Origin of the sequence: Kitasatospora sp. HPM-01-4, assembly GCF_051374625.1 — a bacterium.
In the GTDB taxonomy this organism is placed as follows: Bacteria; Actinomycetota; Actinomycetes; order Streptomycetales; family Streptomycetaceae; genus Kitasatospora.
On record NZ_JBPQGP010000005.1, the window covers coordinates 7,389,103 to 7,407,528 of the forward strand.

Sequence of the window (18,426 nt, forward strand, 5' to 3'; positions counted from 1 at the left end):
CGGCGCGGAACAGGAGCTGCCACGTGACGAACACGACCACCCATGACCTGTCCGGGCCGCTCGGCCGAGCCGCCGGAGTGCGGCGAAGGTTCCGGATCTGGCGCGGCACCCGCCCCTTCTGGGCCGGAGCGCTGACCATCTCGGCGAGCGCCCCGATCATCTACTTCCCCTACACCCACCTCTCGCTGGGCGGACTGCCGCTGGCACTGTCCACCACCGCCGGAGCCGGAGCACTGCTCATCGGGATCCTGCTCATCGTGCTGGGCGTCACGCTCTGGCTGCAGCAGCAGTCGCGGGTCTTCGCCGGAGCCGCGGCGATCGTGCTCTCACTGGTCTCCGTCCCGGTCGCCAACTTCGGCGGTTTCCTGCTGGGCATGCTCCCCGGGCTCGTCGGCGGCTCGCTCGCCTGCGCGTGGTCTCCGCCGGACGAGGCGTGGTGGGCCGCCGAAGCGCCGACCCTGGTGGAGCGGTTCGCGGGCTCCGAGGCCCAGAGCCCGGGCATGGCTTCCGTGAACCACGCGGGAGGGGGGCACGGTGGGGAGTGACCGCGCCCGGGACAGCCGGACCGACGCGGTGCCGGGCGCGCGGCGCGCCGGTGGAGCCGCCCCGCAGCCGGTGGCCCCTCCACCCGTCCGGCCGCGGCGACCGATGGGGAGCGTGCTGGCACTGACCGCCGTGCCGGCGGCGCTGCTGATGGCCGCGATGGCCCCGCCCGAGGCACCGTCCGGGGCCGGGCAGCCGGCCCCGAGCGGTACGGTCACGGCCAGGTCCGGTCCAGCCGACGGGTACCACGGGGACGGCTGCGCCCCTGGCCCCGCGGTGCCCTCGCAGCGCGGGGCCCGGCCGACGGCGGAGGGATCACCGGAGCCGACGGTCTCCTCGGCACCGGGCACTCCCAGGGCGGGTGCACCGGCACCGGGTGCCCTGCCGCACCAGGAGAAGCCACAGGCCGGGGTCTTGGGCCCGGGCGCCGCGGGCGGCCAGGGCCCGGGTACGGCCGCCGCGAGTCCCGCGTGCGGTCCGCCCGCGCCGACCGGTACCGCGCCGACCGGTAGCGCCCCGACCGGTACCGCCCCGAGCGCGACCGCCGGCCGGAGCCCCGTCCCCGCGGCACGGCCGGAGACCGCCGACCCCGGGAAGGGCGTCAGACCCGTCGCATCGAAGGACGGAGGGCCTACCGGGACGCCGGGAGCCCGGTGGAACCTGAGGTCGCGCAGGCTGGTGCTCCACGAGGGCGTTCTCAGCGTGGTGACCGAGGGAACCCCGGCCGGGCCCAGGCGGGTGCTGAGGTTCACCGCCCGTTCCATGGACGTCGGCGACCTCGATCTCGCCATCGACGGCGACGGGGTGACCCGGCATCTTCGGGCCGAGCCCGGCTCCACCGCCACCCTCGCCGGCGGTTCGGTGACGCTCTACGCGGAGAGCCTGTCCGGCCGTGTCACCGGCCTCGGCGACGGCCCGCTCCCCGGCGACCGTTCCGCCGTGATCACCCCGGACGCCGTCCCGCAGTGGCTCTACGGTGCGGACGTCGCGGCGCCGCACTCACCCGAACGAACCCTCACCTTCGAGGACGTGACCGTCTTCCGGGCACGTCTGGTCGCCACGGACCTGTCCGTTCCGGGCATGCGGCTGAGCGAGGTCCGGACCTGATGCGGATTCCGGACGAAGCACCCCCGACGGCCGGGTGAGGCCATGGGGCGCCCGGCAGAGGAGGACGTCATGCGAACCGCCGAGGACCCGCCGGAAGCGGTACTGCGGACACCCCGTGCCGCCGGGATCGCGGGAGTCCTCTGCGCACTGGTGCTGGGTGCCGTCATCGTGCTGATCCGCACCACGCTCCCGGCCGGCCCGGCCGCGGGCGCCGGCCGGCTTGCCAGCCCCTCCCACCAGGACACCCTGCGTGTGGTGCTGAGCCTGGTGCCGTTCGCCGGAGTGCTCTTCCTCTGGTTCATGGGCGTCGTACGGGACCGCGTCGGCAAGGCGGAGGACCGGTTCTTCGCCACCCTCTTCCTGGGGAGCGGGCTGCTGTTCGTGGCGATGCTCTTCGTCCTCGCCGCGGCCGCCGACAGCGTACTGGCCTCCTACCAGTCCCGGGGGGCCGCGCAGCCCCCCTCCTGGGGGTACGGGCGCCACCTCGCGCTGGCCGTGCTCTCGGGCTACTCCACCCGGATGGCGGCCGTGTTCGCGGTGTCCACCACGTCGATCGGCCGGAAACTGGGTATCTTCCCGCGCTGGCTGGCCTGGCTGGGCTACCTCGCCGCGTTCTACCTGCTGTTCATCGCCGGTTTCGTCCCCTGGTCGGAGCTGGTGTTCCCGGTCTGGATCCTGGCCGTCAGCGGTTTCCTGCTCCTGGCCGACCGCCTTCACCGGCGTGCGCCAGGCGCTCCGTGAGTGCCCGTCGACGGGCCGGGTGAGGCCGGCGGCCGCCGCCGGTGGGCCCGGATCCCCCTCCGCATGGCTGCCGTCGCGAGCGGGAGCGCACCGCTATCCTCACACTCCGTCAGGCTCTCGGTCCCGAGAGTCACCGCCGTGGGACAGGAGCGACAGATGGGCCGCGAGCTCCCCGAGGGTGCCCCTCCCAACACCGGCAGCCGGGCCCGGGACCACCTGGCCAACGAGCGGACCTACCTGGCGTGGCTTCGCACCGGCATCAGCGTGGCCGCACTGGGTGTCGCCGTCGCCAAGTTCGCGCCGCACCGGGGGCTCCACGCGGTGATCTCGGGGGCGATCCTGATCCTGGCCGGGCTGCTGGTGAGCGCGTACGGCACGGTGCGTTTCCGATCGGTGGGCACACAGCTGGAGGCCGGAGTCTTCGCCCCGGCGCGGTCCGGGGTGGTCACCGCCGCGACGGTGGTGACCCTGATGGCGCTGATCGCCGTCCTGGTCCTGGTCTGACCCTCCGAAGCCCGGCTCAGCCTGCCGCCAGCACCGTCACTCCGACGAGGACGAGTACCGCGGAGGAGAGCCACGGGCGGCACCTGCGGACCAGCCGGCTCCGGTCGCAGCAGGTACGGACACCGGCCGCGACCCTGATCAGCAGTGGGGCCAGGACGAGTTGCACTCCCGCCAGAACGGTGCCTTCACCGAGCGTCAACCGCGAGAAGGCCACCGCGAACACGCTCACGTTGTCGCCGCCGGTGGCCAGGAACAGCAGGAAGTACCACCCCAGATCGCGACAGCCCGTCGCCATGGGCCAGGGCAGGCCGGAACCACCCCCGCTGAACAGGCCGTACAGGCCCAGCAGCACCGGAACGACGCCCAGCAGTCTGAGGTACGAGGGCGTCAGCAACCGGCCCAGCAGGCCGCCCAGCGCCCCGAGGACCAGCATCACGACCAGAGCCGTGAGCAGCGCCGTCGTCAGCAGGCCGGTGCGGAGACGGCGATCGCCCAGGAAGAGCGCGACCAGCAGCCCCCAGGTGTCGATGTTCGTGGCGCAGAAGACCATGACCCCCAGGGCGATTGCGTACATGGCCTGGTGCAGCATGCGGGAACCCGGTGGTGGCACACGGACGAGCGGTGGACGGTCGCGGCCGGCTCCGAGCCGGGGCACACCGTCCACCCGGTTGCCTCACTCCCATCAGGTTTCCACGGCCTGCCCGCGCACGCGACTTGTGACGAGGGATCCGGGGTTGAGGGGATCGGTCCTCGGGGGAAGGTCGCCGTGGTGGCTGGCAGGGCATGGCGTGCGGTGGCGTCAACGGGATTCGGTCGGCTCACTCGTTGGTGGGTTTGTGCTGCTGCAACAGGGTGAGGCCTGGCTGTTCGCGTGACTGCAGGGCGTTGGGGCAGTCGACGCTGGGGCGGACAGGTAGACCTCCCACGAAAGAGGTGGCTTCGTGCGTTTCTCCTCGAAGGCATGGCGCGTTCCGACCGTTCTGGGCATGGCCGCCGCCGCGCTGGCGCCGCTCGCTGCGGCTCAGGCATCCCCGGCCGTCGACAGGCGGCAGGGCGGTGAGTTCGAGATCCGGACGTTCGCCGACAAGTGCTTCGACGTGAAGGACCGCAGCCCGGTGGACGGTACCCCGATCATCCAGTACGGCTGCGACGGTGCGTTCAACCAGCAGTTCAGGTTCAGGGCACTCGGCAGTGGCCGGTATGAGATCCGGACGTTCGCCGACAAGTGCCTCGACGTGAAGGACCGTAGCCCGGTGGACGGTACCCCGATCATCCAGTACGGCTGCGACGGTGCGTTCAACCAGCAGTTCAGGATCATGGCGGTCGGCAGTGGCCGGTATGAGATCCGGACGTTCGCCGACAAGTGCCTTGACGTGAAGGGCCGTAGCCCGGTGGACGGCACCCCGATCATCCAGTACGACTGCGACGGTGCGTTCAACCAGCAGTTCAGGATCGTGGAGCGGTAGCCGCTCACCCGTTTCCGACTCGCACTGCCCTTGCGGGCAGTGCGAGTTCGGTTTGCCGGGGCTGTCGGGGCTTCTGACCCGGCAGAGGGGACGAGCGGCGCCGGCTGCGGGCCTTCGCCGAAGGTCACCGACGCACTCCGGCGCCGCCCGGTCGGTCTTGCGGTGGCAGGCCGGGCGGCTGTGATCGACCTGCTGGTACGCCGGCGCCGAGGGGTTGACCTCCGTTTGACAGGGCCCAGGGCCACAGCGAACCTACGTTAGGTATCCAATTCGTCACGTTTTGTGATCGATGGCGATCATGCCGTCCGTGTACGAATCTGCCGCCGCCCGCCATCCCATGCGAGGAGCCCCACCGTGACCATGACCCCCATCCGTCCCACGGCCGTCCCGTCCGTCGAGCAGTTGCCCCAGCCGGAGCTGCGTGGGTCCACCGACATCCAGGGCAACATCCTGGCCGCGTTCAACAAGGACTTCATGGACTTCCGCTACCTGCACTTCCCGGACGCCACCAGGGGCCGGGGCTGGCTCTCCGCGATCCTCAACACCGTCGCGACGACCAATGAGACGGAGGACTTCAACGAGCAGTTCTCGCTGGCCCGCCGGGCCTTCGGCCGCGACCCGTCGATCACCACCGTCCGCTGCGGGGTCTCCCTCACCTTCGAGGGCCTCGTGACGGTCGCCAACAAGCCCGATCAGATCAAGAAGGACCTCAGCACCTTCACGTCGTTCTGCGCGGGCGCGGCCGCGCGGGCCCAGGACCTCGGGGACACCGGCGAGAGCGACCCCAAGACCTGGCTGTTCGGGGCCGGGACCGGCGACAAGGCGGTGCACGCGGTCCTCATCGTCGCCGCGGACACCGAGGAACTGCTGAAGGAGAAGCTGAAGAACCTCGACACGGTCGAGCAGACCCACCAGATCACGCGCGTCCATGTGGACGAGGGCCGCACCCTGACGGGTGATCTGAAGGGGCACGAGCAGTTCGGCTACAAGGACGGCATCTCCCAGCCCGGTGTCAAGGACTTCCACCGCGAGGACGCCAGCCGCAAGGGTTTCCGCGACAACCACGCCGGGGCCGAGCTGATCGAACCCGGCGAGTTCGTCTTCGGCTACAAGAGCGAGACGGGCGACCGGAAGGCGCCGGCCTGGATGAAGAACGGCTCCCTCCAGGTGGTGCGCCGCCTCCGCCAGGACGTCGCCGGCTGGAACAAGGCGGTGGTGGACGGCGTCAAGAACTTCACCGGGAACATGGATGCCAACCGGCTCGGTGCCTGTCTGGTCGGCCGCGCGAAGGACGGCACTCCGCTCGCCCCGCCGTGCAGCGCCGTGACCGGCCTCGGCTCGGACCGCAACGACTTCGACTACGCGAACGACCCCGTCGGCCGGCACACCCCCTGGGTCGCGCACATCCGCCGCACCCATCCGCGTGTCTTCGCCGGCATCGTCGACAAGAAGCCGAAGAGCCACCGCCTGATGCGCCGGGGCATCCCGTACGGCCCGCAGTTCAAGGGCGGCCCGGACGACGGCAAGGACCGCGGGCTGATGTTCGTCTGTTACGGCACCTCGCTGGAGGAGCAGTTCGAACTGGTCCAGCAGCACTGGTCCAACTCCGACACGTTCCCTCCCGGGGAGAGCCAGCCGGACCAGGTGGTCGCCAACGGCTTCGACAAGGTCACCGGCCTCGCCGGCAATGCCTCGATCGAGCTGGCGGACGGCACCTCCGGCACGGTCGACATGAAGCGCTTCGTCCGCACCACGGGCGCGCTCTACGCCTTCACCCCCTCGATCAGCACGCTGCGGCTGCTCGCCGAGGGCAACGACCTCCCCAACAAGTCGATCAGCTCCTGAGCGGCGAGGAGAGGTCATGAGCGAGAACCCCACCGTCGAGGGCACGGCCAACGACCGCGCCCACTGGCGGACCTGCCGACAGCTGGCGCGCGAGCTGCTGCTGGTCGGTCCGGACGACAGGGACCTGAAGCTGCGCTACCTCGACGTCCTGATCAAGGACGGCATCCCGGAGACGGACAGGCCCAAGGACGTGCTGATCGTCGGCGCCGGGATCGCCGGTCTGGTCGCCGGGAAGCTGCTCAAGGACGCCGGGCACAACGTCACCATCCTGGAGGCCAACGCCAACCGGGTGGGCGGCCGGATCAAGACCTTCCGCGCCACCGGCCACGAGGAGGACGGCCCGTTCTACGACCCGGAGCAGTACGCCGAGGCCGGAGCGATGCGGCTGCCCAGCTTCCACCCGCTCACCCTGGCGCTCGTCGACAGACTCGGCCTGAGCCGGCAGCTGTTCTTCAACGTCGACGTCGATCCGGACACCGGCAACCAGAACGCGCCCGTCCCGCCGGTGGTCTACGAGTCCTTCGAGCCCGGCAGGATCTGGAAGTACGGCGCGGACAGCCCGGACTTCCGCGAACCGGTCAAGCGCTTCAACTCCTGGATCCGCGCCAACCGGATCCAGGCCCGCCGCAGTGAGTACGCCGCCGACCCCAGCTGTATCAACGAGGGCTTCCACCTCACCGGCGGCGAGGTGCGGATCACCGCCGCCGACATGGTCAACCAGGCACTGGAGCCGGTCCGCGACTACTACTCGGTGATCAAGGACGGCAAGCGGGTGAACAAGCCGTTCGCCGAGTGGCTGGACGGCTGGGCCCGGGTGATCCGCGACTTCGACGGCTACTCGATGGGCCGCTTCCTGCGCGAGCACGCGGGCTTCAGTGACGAGGCCGTCGAGGCGATCGGCACGATCGAGAACATGACCTCGCGGCTGCACCTGTCCTTCTTCCACACCTTCCTGGGCCGCAGCGACATCAACCCGACGGCCACCTACTGGGAGATCTCGGGCGGCAGCTGGAAGCTGCCCCACGTGCTCGCCGAGGAGCTCCGGGAAGAGCTGCGGATGGGCGAGCGGATGATCCGGATCGAGTACTGGGACCCGCGCCGCGACGGCGGGGCCGGCCGCGACGTCGGCCCCAACGGGCCGCAGGTCGCGGTCCAGACCGTCCCCGAGGACGACCCCGAAGCCGAACCCGACGTCTGGAAGGGCGACTTCGCGATCGTCACGGTCCCGTTCTCCGCCCTGCGGTTCGTCCAGGTGACGCCCCCGTTCTCGTACAAGAAACGCCGGGCGATCATCGAGACCCACTACGACCAGGCCACCAAGGTGCTGCTGGAGTTCTCCCGCCGCTGGTGGGAGTTGACCGAGGCGGACTGGAAGACCGAACTCGACTCCATCGCACCCGGCCTGTACGAGTACTACCAGCGGGCCGGCGAGGAGGACGCCGAGGCGGCCGTCGCCGTCGCCCACAACGGCCACCGGCCCCCGCCCAACCTGCCGAACGTGCTGCTCGGCGCGCACGCGAGCGTGGACGAGCGCCGGATCAGCCAGGCCCAGCGCGAGGTCTACCAGCACACCCCGCTGCTCCGGGCGAACGTGCGCCCCGCCACCAACTGCTTCGGCGGCGGCTCGACCACCGACAACCCGAACCGCTTCATGTACTACCCCTCGCACCCGGTGCCCGACAGCGACGGCGGCGGCGTGGTGCTGGCCGGCTACAGCTGGTCGGACGACGCGGTGCGCTGGGACTCCATGGAGGACGACGAGCGGTACGTCTACGCGCTGCGCAACCTTCAGTCGGTGCACGGCCGGCGGATCGAGGTGTTCTACACCGGCTACGGGAAGACCCAGAGCTGGCTGCGCGACCCGTACGCCTTCGGCGAGGCGGCGGTGTACACCCCGCACCAGATGACCAGCTTCCACCTCGACGCGGTCAAGCCCGAGGGCCCGGTGCACTTCGCCGGCGAGCACGTCTCGCTCAAGCACGCCTGGATCGAGGGCGCGGTGGAAACCGCCGTCCGGGCGGCCATCGCCGTCCACGAGGCACCACCTCCGCCGCCCCCGGCGGAACCGGAGATCCGGCCCGAGGTACAGGCCCGCCGGGAACGCCGACAGGAGGCGCTGAGCAGATGAGCGGCAACCACGATTGGACGGTGGGCCGATACCTGGCCACCAGGCTGGAGCAGTTGGGCATCCGGTACCTGTTCGGGGTGCCGGGCGACTTCCTCGGCCCGTTCCTGACGACCATGCAGGCCACCACCAGCGTGCGCTGGATCGGCACCCCGACCGAGATGGGCGGCGGCTACGCCGCGGACGCCTACGCCCGGGTGCGGGCCGCCGACGCCGACCCGGACAAGGGCGAGCAGGGCATCGGCGCCGTCGCGGTGACCTACGGAGTGGGCGCGTTCAGCCTGCTCAACACGGTCGGCGGCGCGTACGTCGAGGACGTGCCGCTGATCGCGATCAACGCGGCGCCCTCGTACGAGCAGTGGCTCAACCAGCAGGCGGTCGGCCTGCTCACCTCGCACATGAGCCCGCGCCGGGAGAGCAACCTGAACGTCTACCGGCAGGTCACGGTGGACGCGCAGGTGCTCTCCAACCCGGGGCTCGCGCCCTGGCAGATCGACAGCGCGATCACCGCGTGCCTGACCGAGCGCAAGCCGGTCTACCTGGAGGTGATGGAGGACCTCTGGCACGCGCCGTGCGATCCCCCGCAGGGTGAACTCCGGGCTCACGAGCGGACGTTCACCAAGCGGAACGAGGAGATGCTGGCCAAGGCGGTCACGGCGGCGGTGGAGCTGATCGGCGAGTTCGGCACACCGATCGTCTGGGCCGGCGAGGAACTGGTCCGCCAGCGGCTGGAGGACGAACTGCTGGAGTTCGTCCAGAGCACCCGAATGCAGTTCTGCACCACGGTCGGCGCGAAGTCCGTGGTCTCCGAACGGCATCCGCTGTTCGCCGGCGTCTACAACGGCAAGGCGAGCCTGCCGGAGATCCGGAAGACCTTCAAGAACGCCGGATGCCGGATCGGCCTGGGAACCTGGTCCACGTCCAAGAACCTCGGCGGCGAGCAGTCGATCGGCGACGACTGGATCGTGGCGGCCCGCGACGGTGTCAGCGTCGGCGCCAACTACTTCCCCGAGGTCCAACTGGGGCGGTTCATCCCGGCGTTGCGCAAAGCACTGGCGGGACAGACCTTCCCGGCGGACCACTTCGCGCTGGCGCACGCGGCGGGCCTGGACGTCCCCGCCAGCACGTCCGACTACCTGGACTCGCTGAGCGCCGACCAGTACCCGGAGGAGCTGACCTACGACAGCTTCTTCCAGCACATCAACTTCTTCCTGGAGCACCAGGCCACCGGCGGGGACCCGCAGGCCCCCTCACCGTTCACGGTGGTCTCGGACGCGGCGTTCGCACTGCTCGGATCGATGAACCTGCGGATCACCGAGCGGGCCGGCTTCCTGGCACAGAACAGCTGGCTGTCCATCGGCTACTCGGTCGGCGCGGCCACCGGCGTTGCGCTGGGCCGACAGCAGCCCATGAAGCGGCCGCTGGTGTTCGTCGGGGACGGCTCGTTCCAGGAGATCTGCCAGGAGCTGTCCACCCAGGTGCGCCACCACCTGCGGCCGGTGGTCTTCGTACTGGACAACGAGGGCTTCTACGGCATCGAACAAATGCTGGTCAGCCCCTGCTACTACAAGGAGAAGCCGTCCGACGGGGCCGACTTCTACAACGTGCTCCACCCGTGGCGGTACGAGAAACTGGCCGAGGTCTTCGGCACGGAAAAGGACCGGATGCACGGGTACGAGCTCACCACCCACGCCGAGCTCGACTCACTCCTGCTCGACATCGCCGATCCCGGCAACGACGTCAACCACGCGCCGATCCTGGTCCGCGTCCGGCTCAGCCGGCACGACTACCCGCGGGCACTCCAGTACAAGATCGACGAGAAGTGCAAGTAACCGCCGTACGGCGCACCGGCCCCAGTCCGAGACCGGGGCCGGTGCGCGCCGCACCCGTGCTCAGTGTGCGACAGCCCACGAATTCTTCCTGAGCCCCGCTGAGTATCCGAGGTCGTGGCCAGGGGCTTCTTCCTTCTGGGGTTCGGTGCCACCTCCACATCGCGATTCCGACCCCCAGCCACCAACTGATCATCCGGTAGCGCCAGGCCTGCAACCCGGAGGTCACCGACACCGACTGCGCAGCCTCAACTCCACTGCAGTAACACCTTGGTAACGTCAGGTCGACACTCTAGATGTGACATTGCACATATCACATCATGCTCCCATGAGAAGAGTCATCGCCCTACTGTCGGCCGCCACGGCCGTCGCCGCTCTCAGTGGAGTCTCTGCCAGTGCCGCGCCCGGTGCCGCCGCGCCCGAGGACACCGGGCAGGGGAAGCTCGTCTGGAGTTCCTGCAACGACACCACCACACCCGCACTGCAGTGCGCGATGCTCGACGTGCCGGTGGACTACGCCGACCCGAACGGCCGGAAGATCAAGATCAAGGTGAACAGGCTTCCCGCCACCGCGCCCAAGGACAGGCAGCAGGGCCCGATCCTGCTCAACCCCGGTGGCCCCGGGGACTCCGGGCTCTGGATGCCCGCCTACATCTCCGGGCAGATTCCGAAGGACGTCGCCTCGACCTACGACTGGATCGGCTTCGACCCGCGCGGCACCAACGGCAGCGAGCCCCATGTCGTCTGCGACGCCCACTACTTCGACGCCGGGCGGCCCGACTACCAGATGAGCCAGGGCACTTCGAAGGCCTGGCTGGCGAAGTCGGCCGGGTATGCCGCCGACTGCGCCGCCGACTGGTCCTGGCTTCTGCCGCACATGACCACCGTCGACAACGCGCGCGACATGGACAGCATCCGGCGGGCACTCGGTGTACCGAAGATCAACTTCTACGGCGGCTCCTGGGGTACCTCGCTGGGCTCCACGTACGGCCAGCTCTTCCCCTCGCATGTCCGGCGGATGGTGCTGGACAGCATCGTCGGCCCGACCGTCAGCTGGTACGACCACAACATCCTGCAGGACAAGGAGCACCAGCGCCGCTTCGACGCCTTCGCGGCCTGGACGGCCAAGGCCGACTCGGTCTACCACCTGGGCACGGACGCCGCCACGGTCGAGAAGGCGTACTACCAGGTCGAGGCCGCCCTGCGGACCAGCCCGGTGGAGGCGGCCCCGGCCCCCGGCAAGATCGGCCCGGCCGAGTTCGAGGACACCTTCTACGGCGGTGGTTACAACTTCCTGCGCTGGCCCAGGATGGCCACCGTGCTCTCGGCCTACCTCACCCGGCACGACACCCAGCCGCTGACCATCGCCTACAACCGCTACGCGGCGCCCGGCGCCGACGACGGCGCCTTCCCGGCGTACAACGCGCTGCAGTGCACCGAGAACGCCTGGCCGCGTGACTGGGAGTTCTGGAAGAAGGATCAGGCCAAGGTCAACACCACCGCGCCCTTCTACACCTACGACAACATGTGGTACAATGCCGCCTGCATGTTCTGGCCCTACCAGGGCAACCCCGCCGGCCGGACGAAGATCACCGGCAAGGGCCTGCCACCCGTCCTGCTCTTCCAGGCCACCGAGGACGCCGCCACCCCGTACGAGGGCGGGCTCGCCATGCACGACGCACTGCCCGGCTCGAAGCTGGTCGTCCAGACCGGCGGCAGCTTCCACGAAATCCTCTTCCACGGCAACGCCTGTCTCGACGACACCTTCACCGCCTACCTCCGCGACGGCAGCCTCCCCAAGGGCGGCGGCCGCATCGCCAAGACCTGCGCCCCCGAACCCGAGCCCACCCCCGTCTACGTGACCCCGTCCCCGACCCTCACCGCCAGGACCACCACCGTCGCCACCCCCCTCCCGCCCGCCGACCCCGAGGCCGTCCACGGCGTCCTCCGATAGCCAACCAGCCACAACCCGGCGGCCGTTGGCACCCAGCCGGCGGCCGCCGGGCGAGTTCGTCATCGGCTGCGAGGGCCCAGACGGTCATGCTGGAGCAGGCCGGTATCCAGCCCGGCACGCGCGTGCCGGAGATCGGCTCCGGCGGCCTGGACGCGGAGATGATCGCCGAACTCGTCGGCGAGGTCGGTGAGTTGACGACGATCGAGATCGACCCCGACGTCACCGGCAGGGCAGTCCCGGGGTGCGGTCAGCCTTCGGCGGAGCTGGCCGAGCCCCGGAACGCGCCCTGGTGCCGACCGGACCTCGGCCTTTCCGGCCTCCGAAGATGGTTGTAGAGTCATAACTATTGTGAATCTATAACCAATGGGGGAGGGTTCGTGCCAGAGCCCAACGCACAACGGCGGACGCTGATCCTGGCGATCTGCTGCATGAGTCTGTTCGTCGTCGGCATCGACAACACCATCGTCAACGTCGCACTTCCCGCCATCCAGCACGACCTGAACGCCTCCGTGGCGGGGCTGCAGTGGGTGATCAGTGCCTACACCGTGGTGATCGCCGCCCTGCTGCTGCTCGCCGGCTCGACCGGTGACCGGTTCGGGCGGCGGCGCACCTTCCAGGCCGGCCTGGCGCTCTTCACTCTGGGCTCGCTGCTCTGCAGCCTGGCGCCCGGGCTCGGCTGGCTGATCGCGGCCCGGGTGGTGCAGGCCGCCGGCGGCTCGATGCTCAATCCGGTGGCGATGGGCATCATCACCAACACTTTCACCGAGCCGCGCGAGCGGGCCCGGGCGATCGGCGTCTGGGGCGCGGTCGCCGGGGTGAGCATGGCGCTCGGTCCGGTCGCCGGCGGTCTGCTGGTCGGCAGCGTCGGCTGGCGGGCGATCTTCTGGATCAACCTGCCGGTGGGCCTGGCCGCGATGGCGCTCGCCCAGCGCTTCGTGCCCGAGTCGCGGGCCGCCAAGCCGCGCAGACCCGACCCGCTGGGCCAGGTGCTGATGGTACTGCTGCTCGGCCTGCTCACCTTCACCCTGATCGAGGCGCCTGACGTGGGCTGGGCCGCACCTCGGACCGTCGCCGGTTTCCTGATCGCCGCGCTGGCGGGGGTGGTCTTCGTGGTCTGGGAGTCGCGCTGCGCCGAGCCGCTGATCGATCCGCGGTTCTTCCGCAGCGTGCCGCTCGTAGGTGCCACGGTGATCGCGGTGAGCGGCTTCGCCTCGCTGGCCGGCTTCCTCTTCCTGAACACCCTCTACCTGCAGGACGTGCTCGGGTACAGCGCGATGAAGGCAGGCTTCTACGTGCTGCCGATGGCCGTGATGGCGATGGTCTTCTCGCCGGTCTCCGGACGGCTGGTCGGCGGCCGGGGCCCGCGTCCGCCGCTGCTGGTGGCCGGGGTGGCGATGGCGGTCAGCGGACTGCTGCTCACCGGGCTCTCCGACCACACACCGGTGGCGCAGCTGATGGCGGCTTACGTGGTGTTCGGGATCGGCTTCGGCATGATCAACGCGCCGATCACCAACACCGCCGTCTCCGGCATGCCGCGCAGTCAGGCCGGTGTCGCGGCGGCCGTCGCCTCGACCAGTCGGCAGACCGGGCAGTCACTCGGGGTCGCGGTGATCGTCTCGGTGGTGGTCTCCAGCGTGCACGGACCGCTGCGGTCCGGTTTCGCGACGGCCAGTCATGCCGGCTGGTGGATCATCGTGGGCTTCGGCCTGTTGGTGGTGGTGCTCGGTATCCTGTCCACCAGTGCGCGGGCGGTGCAGACTGCCACCTGGGTCGCCGAATCCCTCGAACCGACGGACCGTAGGACGCCGAGCTCCCCCATCATGAACAACACCGCATGAACGACGACGCTCACCGTGCCACCGCCGTCCGGATCTACCAGCGGATGGCGCACCTCGTGCTGGAGTCCGACAACCGCCGGCGCGAGGTGGTGGAAGCCACCGGGCTGAGCTTCGCCCGGATCAAGGCGCTGCGACGGCTGGCCGAGCGGCCGATGCGGATGAGCGAGCTGGCGGCCGAGCTGCTGGTGGACAAGCCGTACACCACGGTGATCGTGGACGAGCTGGAGCGGCGCGGCCTGGTGGTCCGTTCCACGGCGCCGGACGACCGGCGGGCGAAGGTGGTCACCGTGACCGACCAGGGCCGCGAGACGGCCCGGTTGGCGAACGAGATCCTGGCCCGGCCGCCGCAGGCGCTGGTCGCGCTGCCGGCGGCCGAGATGGCGGAGCTGGACGCGCTGCTGGCCAAGCTGGCGCCATGAGCTGACGCCGGCTGATGCTGACTTTTGCCGACCGGATCTGATGGTCCGTCATGCGGGCGGGGGTGGGGTCCGCGCCTGTGGGCACAGGAGAAGACGAAGATCTCCCCCTCGACCTCGCCGACCAGATCAAGGAGGACAACTACCGGCGCCACCGCGACTGCCCGGGGCCCGGACCTACACCTTCTACGACGATGTCACCGTTCCGTGCCCCCGCCTCGCCGACTCACCGGCTATGAAGGGTTCTTCGGGCGGTCGAGCTGCTTGCCGTCGACGAACAGGTCGACACGTTCGTTGTAGAAGGCGATCAGGCCGGCGATGGGCTGCACGCCGCGCGTGGGGAAGTCGTAGCACCAGGCGAGGTCGGGGTGTAGCCGGTCGCCGATCCGGGCCGACCAGTACCCGCTGGTAGTGCCCTTGTACGGGCAGGCGGTCACGGTGTCGCTCGGCTCGAGTTTTGTGAAGTCGACGTCGGTGCGGTTGAGGTAGTACCGGATCGGCAACCCGGTCTCGAAGACCAGCACCGGCGACGAGGACTCGGCCAGCACGGTGCCGTCGCGCTCCACCCTCACCGTGCGCGTGGAGCGCAGCGCGTCCACCCGGACGTAGGGACTGCGGGGGTGCACGAAGACCCGCTCGTCCTCCTCATACCAGGCGTCCAGCGCCGCCCACTCGAACCGCACCGTGCCGCTCAGCCCGGGGACCGGCGACTCGGCCAGCACCCGCGCGGCGCGCGGCCGCAGCGTCTCGCCCGCCCGAAGTTGGAACCACTGCGCCGTCCCACGTGAACTCTCCTCCGAGCCAGCCTGCTCGTCCGGCGTCAGCAGCTCCGTCCGCACGTCGTCCAACGGGATATAGAACTGGGGAAAGAACGGCTTCTCCCAGACATAACGCGCTTGCACGGTGTCGAGCACGGTTTCACCGCCCAGCACCGCGCGGATCCGCCGCGGCACCGGCTCAACATGGTTGACCGGCACAGTCAGCGGCGGCAGTTTCGGCTGATTGTCCATCAGAGTCCCGCCTCCTCAACGGTGGGCGCAACGCGGACGGCCGTGCGCCTCAGTCGACAGTCAACCACGTCGCTGCAGTCCCACGCCGGTGAGATGGTGCCCTGCCGGTCGGCGCGTCGTCGGCCGACTGACGCTGTCGAGGATCTTGGAAATCGAGTATCCGAAGGTAGATCAGATCGCCGATCATCTCGATGGGGTGCGGGCCTGACCCGAAACGGCCTCCGTGGGTGGCGTGAGAGCGCCGGGCTGTCAGGTTGTGCTCTCACTGGAGGACTGACACCGTCGTCGAGACTCGGGCCGTGGAGGAGGGCGACCATCGCGTCGGGCCGGCCGAGGCGTTCTCGGTCCAGCTCGAACAGGCGCTGCTCTTTGACCTCGGCGACCAAGTCCTCCTCGTCGGTGTCGCAGAAGGGCAGGAAGACGCGTTCCGTGCCGACCTTCGCGGCGAGCCGGTCGGCGAGGGCGGCGGCGAGGGCGCGGTCATGAGCGGCGAAGAGCCGGTGGGCTACATGCCGGTGGGCTACATAGAAGAGGGACACCAGCAGGAACCCCCCAGTCGTGGGTCGGATACGGCGTTGTGCCGGGATGCGAAGGGCCGGGGTCGTGACGAAGCGGGCTGCCGCCTCCACCGCTTCGGCGAGAGCCCGAGCGGGCGTGGCGCCTTGCGACCGACGGGCGAGGAAAGTACCGGCCGGGGTGTCGCCCGCCCCGGACACTTCGTTCGGCGGTCGGGACGGAGGAGCCACCCTGGCGATCCGTCGGCCGAGGGTCCACACCTGGGCTGGGCGGGGACCATCGGTCACGACGACTTCCGGCAGGACCGTCGCGTCGGTGATGGCTTGGAGGAGGCGGTACTCGGCCGCGTTGACGAACACCGTGCTCGCCCGGTCGAGCCGGGGGACGACGGCCCGGATCATGTCCTCCGCGCTGGGCAGGGAGAAGTCGACGCTGAAGCCGGCGCCGCGCTCCGCGAGCCGGTCGAGGACAGCCGCCGCGTCGAGAGGCCGGCGGCAGCACACGTGGTACCGGTGGTCAGGGTGCTGGTACACGTGGGCGAGAGCGTGGGCCGTCAACCGCTCGGCGGCCCCGTAGACCGCATGGACGCCGACGAGTTCGCCGTGCCGGTCGTACCGCAGGTCGAAGGTGGTGGAAGGGCCATCGGTCGTGTCGTGCCCCGACCAGTCGATCGCGTCCGATTCCCGCGCCTGCGGTATGAGAGACCACGGATCACCAAGTGACCGGCAACGCCTGCAGGCCGCGGAAGACCAGTTCCGGCACGTAGGTGAGCTCGGACTCGTCAACGGCGAGGCGCAGTCCCGGATACCGTTTCACCACGGACCCGATCGCCACCCGCATCTCCCGGCGGGCCAGTATCGCGCCGAGGCAGAAGTGCGGCCCGTGCCCGAAGGCGAGGTGCGCTGCCGGTCCTTCGCGCGTGATGTCGAAGCGGCCGGGATCCGGGTACACACCGGGGTCGCGGTTGGCCGCGACGATGACCGGCAACACCGGTTCGCCCGCCCCCAGTTCGACGCCCTCCAGAACGACGGGCTCGGTCGTGACCCGGACCTCAGCCGAGGTGAAAAGCCTGCTGTAGCGCAGTAGTTCGTCGACCGCCGGTCCGATCAGGTCCGGTGACGACCGCAGCAGCGCGAGTTGGTCCGGGTGGCGCAGCAGGGTCAGCAACGAGTTGCCCAGCTGGTTGACAGTCGTCTCGTGGCCGGCGATCAGCAGGCCCTCGAGGTTGGCCAGCAGCTCGGGTTCGGTGAGGTGGTCGCCCTCGTCGTTGGCGGCGACCATCGCCGAGATCAACCCGTTGTCCGGCTGCGCCCGCTTCTGACGCACCAGATCGGCGAGCCAGTCCTGCATCTCGCTCTGTGCGGCCCGCAGTTCGTCCGGAGTGATGTCCGTGACGAACAGCCGCCTGGTCCACCTGCGGATGGCCTCCGCCTCGGAGTAGGGCACGCCGAGCAGCTCGCAGATGACCATCAACGGCAGTGGAGCGCAGAGACCTGCCACAAGATCCGCGGTTGGATCGAGGGAGTCGAGCAAGGAGTCCACAATGGACTGCACGCGTGGCTCGAGCTGATCGACCATGCGTGGGCTGAACGCCTGCGACATCAGCTTGCGCAGGCGGGCGTGGCGCTCGCCGTCCAGGCTGGAGACCAGTAACGGGTCGGCGGCGACGGACAGTTTCAGCGGGCCGCCCGGAAGTGTGGCCGCCTCCCGGCTGAACCGGCTGTCGCTCAGAACCTGGCGCACCGCCTTGTAGGAAAGGGCGAGCCAGACGTCTGCCGTACCCATCGTCGCGAGGACGACCGGAGCCTGCGCGAGCAGCGCCTCGGCTTCGGGCTCGTTGTCGAGCTGGTGTGGTGTGGTGAGGGGAAACGTGGCTCGCATCACTGCCTCCTGACTGGATGTCACCAGGCCCGGGCACCGGGTTCCGGGCGCGAACGGCCGGGACCGATGCACGGATCGGTGACAGCTGGGTTGTGTGCCGCCGAGGGCGGTGGCGCTTCGCGATCGTCTCGAAGTCGATGGGGTCAACGGTTCAGCCGGAGCTGTCGGCGGCGCCGGTGGTCGGTTCGCTCGATCCGGGTAGTGATCGCCGTGCGGAGGTCTTCCCCGGTGGCCGGATGACTGTCGAGGACGTTCTTCTGCGCGAGTGCGAATGGGATTCTAGGGCGTTGTCACCGGCGGCGTCGACGGTTCCCATGAACCCGGCCCGGCCGTGGTGGTGCAGGGCGTGGACGAACTACCGTGACCGCACCGGCAGGTTCACCGGCAGATTCGCCAGCAGGTCCGCCGGCGGACACTGCGACGGGCCGTCGGTTGAGAAACGACGCGTTTCACGGGGCACGGGACGGATCTCGCCACGGTGCCTTGGCCACGCAGGCATATGACGTTGTGATGTGCCTCGTTTGAGACAGCCTTCGCCTGGCCTATGGCGATGGCGTGATGTTGCTGCCATGCTCGTTCGCGCGGCGGGACGATCATCGCCTCGGCCCCTACGCTCAGCTCACCAGTGCATCTTCCTCGAAGAGCGTCGCC

At 69.7% G+C, this 18,426-nt stretch carries 16 protein-coding genes; 12 read left to right on the forward strand and 4 right to left on the reverse strand.

The window, feature by feature from the left end; translation table 11 throughout:
* Nucleotides 1-23 precede the first annotated feature (23 nt).
* From ACSMTC_RS32270 to ACSMTC_RS32285, 4 genes are all read left to right on the forward strand, one after another.
* Nucleotides 24-545, forward strand: coding sequence for a DUF6114 domain-containing protein (locus ACSMTC_RS32270; RefSeq protein WP_436563267.1), 522 nt, complete (start codon nt 24-26; stop codon nt 543-545).
* Nucleotides 546-1,248: 703 nt separating this feature from the next.
* Nucleotides 1,249-1,650: a hypothetical protein gene (locus tag ACSMTC_RS32275; RefSeq protein WP_436563268.1), complete on the forward strand. Its 402-nt coding sequence runs from the start codon at nt 1,249-1,251 to the stop codon at nt 1,648-1,650.
* A gap of 69 nt (nt 1,651-1,719) precedes the next feature.
* The gene (locus ACSMTC_RS32280) at nt 1,720-2,391 is read left to right on the forward strand and encodes a hypothetical protein (RefSeq protein WP_436563269.1); all 672 of its coding nucleotides are present in this window, start codon (nt 1,720-1,722) and stop codon (nt 2,389-2,391) included.
* A 138-nt stretch (nt 2,392-2,529) separates the two neighbouring features.
* A complete protein-coding gene (locus ACSMTC_RS32285; protein ID WP_436563270.1) occupies nt 2,530-2,895 on the forward strand; it encodes a YidH family protein in 366 nt (121 codons plus the stop codon).
* Between the two features lie 16 nt (nt 2,896-2,911).
* Here ACSMTC_RS32285 and ACSMTC_RS32290 read toward each other — a convergent pair whose 3' ends face one another.
* Nucleotides 2,912-3,469 (reverse strand): hypothetical protein, encoded by a 558-nt coding sequence (locus ACSMTC_RS32290; protein WP_436563271.1) that lies wholly within the window; start codon nt 3,467-3,469, stop codon nt 2,912-2,914.
* A 367-nt stretch (nt 3,470-3,836) separates the two neighbouring features.
* Here ACSMTC_RS32290 and ACSMTC_RS32295 point away from each other — a divergent pair, with 367 nt between their 5' ends.
* The 8 genes from ACSMTC_RS32295 (at nt 3,837) to ACSMTC_RS32330 (ending at nt 14,371) form a co-directional block, all read left to right on the forward strand.
* The gene (locus ACSMTC_RS32295) at nt 3,837-4,361 is read left to right on the forward strand and encodes an RICIN domain-containing protein (protein ID WP_436563272.1); all 525 of its coding nucleotides are present in this window, start codon (nt 3,837-3,839) and stop codon (nt 4,359-4,361) included.
* Between the two features lie 360 nt (nt 4,362-4,721).
* Nucleotides 4,722-6,206 (forward strand): Dyp-type peroxidase, encoded by a 1,485-nt coding sequence (locus tag ACSMTC_RS32300; RefSeq protein WP_436564878.1) that lies wholly within the window; start codon nt 4,722-4,724, stop codon nt 6,204-6,206.
* Nucleotides 6,207-6,222: 16 nt separating this feature from the next.
* On the forward strand, nt 6,223-8,334 hold the full coding sequence (locus tag ACSMTC_RS32305; protein WP_436563273.1) for a flavin monoamine oxidase family protein: 2,112 nt from the start codon (nt 6,223-6,225) through the stop codon (nt 8,332-8,334).
* On the forward strand, nt 8,331-10,163 hold the full coding sequence (locus ACSMTC_RS32310) for an alpha-keto acid decarboxylase family protein (RefSeq protein WP_436563274.1): 1,833 nt from the start codon (nt 8,331-8,333) through the stop codon (nt 10,161-10,163). The genes ACSMTC_RS32305 and ACSMTC_RS32310 overlap by 4 nt, the downstream gene beginning before the upstream one ends.
* Nucleotides 10,164-10,488: 325 nt before the next feature.
* Nucleotides 10,489-12,114 carry an alpha/beta hydrolase gene (locus ACSMTC_RS32315; protein WP_436563275.1) on the forward strand — a complete coding sequence of 542 codons (1,626 nt, stop codon included), beginning with the start codon at nt 10,489-10,491 and terminating at the stop codon, nt 12,112-12,114.
* A gap of 86 nt (nt 12,115-12,200) precedes the next feature.
* Nucleotides 12,201-12,449, forward strand: coding sequence for a hypothetical protein (locus ACSMTC_RS32320; protein WP_436563276.1), 249 nt, complete (start codon nt 12,201-12,203; stop codon nt 12,447-12,449).
* Between the two features lie 42 nt (nt 12,450-12,491).
* Nucleotides 12,492-13,952, forward strand: a complete 1,461-nt coding sequence (locus tag ACSMTC_RS32325) for an MFS transporter (protein ID WP_436563277.1) — start codon at nt 12,492-12,494, stop codon at nt 13,950-13,952.
* Nucleotides 13,949-14,371, forward strand: a complete 423-nt coding sequence (locus ACSMTC_RS32330) for a MarR family winged helix-turn-helix transcriptional regulator (protein ID WP_436563278.1) — start codon at nt 13,949-13,951, stop codon at nt 14,369-14,371. Before ACSMTC_RS32325 ends, ACSMTC_RS32330 begins: the two co-directional genes overlap by 4 nt.
* 230 nt (nt 14,372-14,601) lie before the next feature.
* On the opposite strand, the gene ACSMTC_RS32335 is transcribed toward ACSMTC_RS32330, so the two are convergent.
* The 3 genes from ACSMTC_RS32335 to ACSMTC_RS32345 all read right to left on the reverse strand — a co-directional run bounded on the left by ACSMTC_RS32335 (nt 14,602) and on the right by ACSMTC_RS32345 (nt 17,775).
* Complete coding sequence (locus tag ACSMTC_RS32335) at nt 14,602-15,378, reverse strand: DUF427 domain-containing protein (RefSeq protein ID WP_436563279.1); 777 nt, start codon at nt 15,376-15,378, stop codon at nt 14,602-14,604.
* Nucleotides 15,378-16,427 (reverse strand): PfkB family carbohydrate kinase, encoded by a 1,050-nt coding sequence (locus ACSMTC_RS32340; RefSeq protein WP_436563280.1) that lies wholly within the window; start codon nt 16,425-16,427, stop codon nt 15,378-15,380. Before ACSMTC_RS32340 ends, ACSMTC_RS32335 begins: the two co-directional genes overlap by 1 nt.
* 178 nt (nt 16,428-16,605) lie before the next feature.
* Nucleotides 16,606-17,775 carry a cytochrome P450 family protein gene (locus ACSMTC_RS32345; protein ID WP_436563281.1) on the reverse strand — a complete coding sequence of 390 codons (1,170 nt, stop codon included), beginning with the start codon at nt 17,773-17,775 and terminating at the stop codon, nt 16,606-16,608.
* Nucleotides 17,776-18,426 lie beyond the last annotated feature (651 nt).

What these genes read in the sequence shown, in the direction of transcription:
- ACSMTC_RS32280 (WP_436563269.1), top strand. Translation starts at nt 1,720, where the DNA reads ATGCGAACCGCCGAGGACCCGCCGGAAGCGGTACTGCGGACACCCCGT.
- ACSMTC_RS32290 (WP_436563271.1), bottom strand. Translation starts at nt 3,469, where the DNA reads ATGTACGCAATCGCCCTGGGGGTCATGGTCTTCTGCGCCACGAACATC.
- ACSMTC_RS32300 (WP_436564878.1), top strand. Translation starts at nt 4,722, where the DNA reads ATGACCCCCATCCGTCCCACGGCCGTCCCGTCCGTCGAGCAGTTGCCC.
- ACSMTC_RS32305 (WP_436563273.1), top strand. Translation starts at nt 6,223, where the DNA reads ATGAGCGAGAACCCCACCGTCGAGGGCACGGCCAACGACCGCGCCCAC.
- ACSMTC_RS32310 (WP_436563274.1), top strand. Translation starts at nt 8,331, where the DNA reads ATGAGCGGCAACCACGATTGGACGGTGGGCCGATACCTGGCCACCAGG.
- ACSMTC_RS32315 (WP_436563275.1), top strand. Translation starts at nt 10,489, where the DNA reads ATGAGAAGAGTCATCGCCCTACTGTCGGCCGCCACGGCCGTCGCCGCT.
- ACSMTC_RS32320 (WP_436563276.1), top strand. Translation starts at nt 12,201, where the DNA reads ATGCTGGAGCAGGCCGGTATCCAGCCCGGCACGCGCGTGCCGGAGATC.
- ACSMTC_RS32330 (WP_436563278.1), top strand. Translation starts at nt 13,949, where the DNA reads ATGAACGACGACGCTCACCGTGCCACCGCCGTCCGGATCTACCAGCGG.
- ACSMTC_RS32335 (WP_436563279.1), bottom strand. Translation starts at nt 15,378, where the DNA reads ATGGACAATCAGCCGAAACTGCCGCCGCTGACTGTGCCGGTCAACCAT.
- ACSMTC_RS32345 (WP_436563281.1), bottom strand. Translation starts at nt 17,775, where the DNA reads ATGCGAGCCACGTTTCCCCTCACCACACCACACCAGCTCGACAACGAG.